The sequence below is a fragment of the Bordetella petrii genome (assembly GCF_020991325.1).
In the GTDB taxonomy this organism is placed as follows: domain Bacteria; phylum Pseudomonadota; class Gammaproteobacteria; order Burkholderiales; family Burkholderiaceae_B; genus Bordetella_A; species Bordetella_A petrii_E.
The window spans coordinates 1-3,008 of the sequence record NZ_JAJMLX010000403.1; the positions used below are offsets into that span (position 1 = coordinate 1).

The window sequence follows — 3,008 nt, forward strand, 5'->3', positions numbered from 1 at the left end:
GCCATTCGGCGCCGCGGTCGGCGGCGCAGTAGCGCGCCGGCATGGCGGCCGCCGCCACGTTGTCCTGCAGCCAGGCCAGTTGCGCGCCGCTTTCCTGGAACGCGTCCAGCAGGGCCGAAAAGCGCGGCGAAATATCGGTAAAGCCCGCCAGCACCAGATGCCGCGCGGCGGGCAGCGCATGCTGTTGCAGGGCGGCCAGCACGCGCGCGTATCCCTGGTTGGCGTCTTCGGCGTCGATGCCGGCCAGGCGCTCGCGGTAGCGACGGCGCCAGCGCGAGAACCCCCGGTATTCGTCGGTGTCGGCGCCGGCGGGCACCTGCAGGTGCCATTCGTCCATCAAGGAATCGGCATCCATGCCCAGCGCGGCGGCCTGGGAGGTATCGAGCAGCACGCGGCCCGATTCTTCTTCGCCGATGGCATCGGCCCACACCATCTGGCTGGCGAAAGTGTCCAGCCGATATGCCGGCAGATCGGCGCCCGGCACGAAAGCCAGTTCGGCCGCGGCCTCGGCCAGCCAGGCATTCAGGGGCAGCACGCGAGGCAGTTCGCTGACTTGCCGTTCACGCCGCAAATGCCCCGCCAGGTCCAGCGTCAGGCGCCGCGCCAGGCGGTTGTTCACGGTAAGTACCAGCGTGTCAGCCGGGGGCAACTGGCCGGTTTGTTCCAGCGTGATGAGGGGGCGCGAATCTTGGGGCATAAAGGGCGGACCTGCAATCGCCGTAAGAATAACCGGCTTGCCGCGCCAGTGCCTGCGGGAAACGTGCGGGCAGGCCGCCCGCCGTCAAAACCCGCACATCGCTGCCAGGGTTTCCCAGTTCATCTGCAGTTCAGGCATGGTGTATCCCAGGAAGCCCAGCGCCAGCACCGCCGCCAGGGCGATGCCTCCGAGAATGCGCCAGGCGGTGCGGCGGGCCATGGCGTCAGGCCGCCTGCGGCAGCGGCTGCTGTTCCAGGGGCTGTTCGCGCACCGGCAGGCACAGGGCCGCGGCCACCACGGCCAGCACCACGCCGATCCACCACATCAGGTCGTAGTTGCCGGTAGTGGCGTACACGTACCCGCCCAGCCATACCCCGATGAAACTGCCCACCTGGTGGCCCAGGAATGCAATGCCCGACAGCGTGGCGGCATAGCGCAGGCCGTAAATCTGGCCGATCAGGCCCTGCGTCAGGGGCACGGTGCCCAGCCAGAACAGGCCCATCCATGCGGCGAAGACATACAGCACCCACGGCGACAGCGGCAGCGCCAGCAGCAACAGCATGCCGAAGGCGCGCAGCCCGTAGACCCCCGCCAGCAGCAGCTTCTTACTGTGGCGCCCCCCCAGCTTGCCGGCGTAGAAGGAACCCAGCACATTGAACAGGCCGATCAGGGCAATGGCGGTGGCGCCATGGCTGGCGTTCAGGCCGCCATCGACCACGAAGGCCGGCAAGTGCAGCGTAATGAATGCCGTGTGGAAGCCGCAGACGAAATAGCTGGCGTACAGGAAGTGGAACGAGGGATGCCGCATGGCCTGCCGCACCGCCGCCGCCAGCGATTGCCCGCCGGCATGGGCGCCCGGCTTGCCGCGCAGGAAATACGCCAGCGGCGCGCCGATGGCCACCAGCATCGACAAGGCCCACAGCGCGCCCGTCCAGTCGAAAGTGCCGATCAGCACTTGCCCCGACGGCACCACCAGGAACTGGCCCAGCGAGCCGCCCGCGCTGGCGATGCCCATGGCGGTGCTGCGGTAGGCGGGCGGCACCGAGCGCGCCACCACCGGCAGTATCACCGGAAAAGTCGTGCCCGCCTGCCCCAGGCCCACCAGCACGCCGGCCGTCAGGTACAGGCTGACTTCGTCGGTGGCGAAACGCGTGCCTATCATGCCAGCCATGTACAGCAAGGCGCCCAGCACCACCGTGCGACCGGACCCGTAGCGGTCGGCCAGCATGCCCATCAGGATACAGGCCGCGCCCCACACCAGGTTCTGCAGGGCAAAGGCCATGGAGAACACATCGCGCCCCCAGCCGTGGGCCAGCCCCATGGGCTGCATGAACAGCCCGAACGTGGCCCGCACGCCCATCGCAAGCAGCACGACCAGCGTACCCAGATAGACGGTACGCAGTGAAAGGGTTTGAGATTGGGACATCCTGGCCTGCCTGGCGGTTGTATCGTTGTTGGCCACCCCTGCTCCTGGGGCGGTTCGCGTGTCGCGGAACAACAGCATCATATACAAACGCCGGCTGCGTATAAGGGGAGACCCTGATTACCGTAGGGTGTGCGGCGGGCCGGGCCCGGCAGTTCCGCGGATGCTAGAATTCGGCACTTGCAAGGTTTGCCCAAAGCGCGCAATACGCTTTGTTATCAAACACTTACAGTGTTCTATACCGCTCGCCGTAGTTAAATGGATATAACCGGCCCCTCCTAAGGGTCAATTGGTGGTTCGATTCCACCCGGCGAGGCCACCGGCCGCCCATCCCACATTGTTGCAATCGCGTGCTTGCCCCACAGTTGAAAAAACTGTTTAAATTGTGCACGTAAGTCTATAATTCATCTGCATTTTCCCGGCTCCGCTACAGCCACACACGGCCTGCTCCTGGTCGCGCGCCTATTTGCCCTGTCATTGTTATGGTTTTTTCCTGGAAACGCGCCGCTGCGGCCATCCTGGTGCCTTTGGCCCTGGCGCTAGGCGCGCTGCTGCCCGGCACGGCCCAGGCCAAGTCCGACCCCTGCAAGACCAGCGCAAAATCGGCCGCCTGCAAGGCCGCCAAGGCCAAAGCGGCCAAGAAGCCCAGCGCTCAGTCCGCCAAGAAAACCGCCAGCAAGGCCACGGCCAAGGCCAGCGCCAAGAAAACCGCCAGCAAAAAGGCGACGGCCAAGAAATCCAGTTCCAGGAAAAGCGCCAGCAAGAAAACCACGGCCAGGAAAACCGTGGTGGCGTCCAAGAGCAAATCGCGCAAAAGCACCATCGTCCATCGCCAGCGCGGCAAGGCCAAGGCGCGCGCGGTGGCCAGCGCGGCGGCGCTGCCGGCGG

At 66.0% G+C, this 3,008-nt stretch carries 2 protein-coding genes, 1 tRNA gene and 2 pseudogenes; 2 read left to right on the forward strand and 3 right to left on the reverse strand.

All coding sequences use genetic code 11. The features are described 5' to 3' along the window. The 3 genes and pseudogenes from LPZ50_RS23670 to LPZ50_RS23675 form a co-directional block, all read right to left on the reverse strand. Nucleotides 1-697: pseudogene (locus LPZ50_RS23670) on the reverse strand (hypothetical protein); the annotation flags it as partial. Between the two features lie 84 nt (nucleotides 698-781). Further along, the gene (locus tag LPZ50_RS25355) at nucleotides 782-916 is read right to left on the reverse strand and encodes a hypothetical protein (RefSeq protein WP_268903604.1); all 135 of its coding nucleotides are present in this window, start codon (nucleotides 914-916) and stop codon (nucleotides 782-784) included. Between the two features lie 4 nt (nucleotides 917-920). Continuing rightward, nucleotides 921-2,123, reverse strand: a complete 1,203-nt coding sequence (locus LPZ50_RS23675; protein ID WP_230665305.1) for an MFS transporter — start codon at nucleotides 2,121-2,123, stop codon at nucleotides 921-923. Between the two features lie 241 nt (nucleotides 2,124-2,364). Between LPZ50_RS23675 and LPZ50_RS23680 the strand changes: the two genes are divergently transcribed. Together LPZ50_RS23680 and LPZ50_RS23685 are read left to right on the forward strand one after the other, a co-directional pair. Further along, nucleotides 2,365-2,439 (forward strand) — tRNA-Arg (locus LPZ50_RS23680). Between the two features lie 202 nt (nucleotides 2,440-2,641). Continuing rightward, nucleotides 2,642-3,008: pseudogene (locus LPZ50_RS23685) on the forward strand (D-alanyl-D-alanine carboxypeptidase); the annotation flags it as partial.

Bases quoted from the DNA above. Each gene is read 5' to 3' on its own strand.
- LPZ50_RS25355 (WP_268903604.1), bottom strand. From the start codon at position 916: ATGGCCCGCCGCACCGCCTGGCGCATTCTCGGAGGCATCGCCCTGGCG.
- LPZ50_RS23675 (WP_230665305.1), bottom strand. From the start codon at position 2,123: ATGTCCCAATCTCAAACCCTTTCACTGCGTACCGTCTATCTGGGTACG.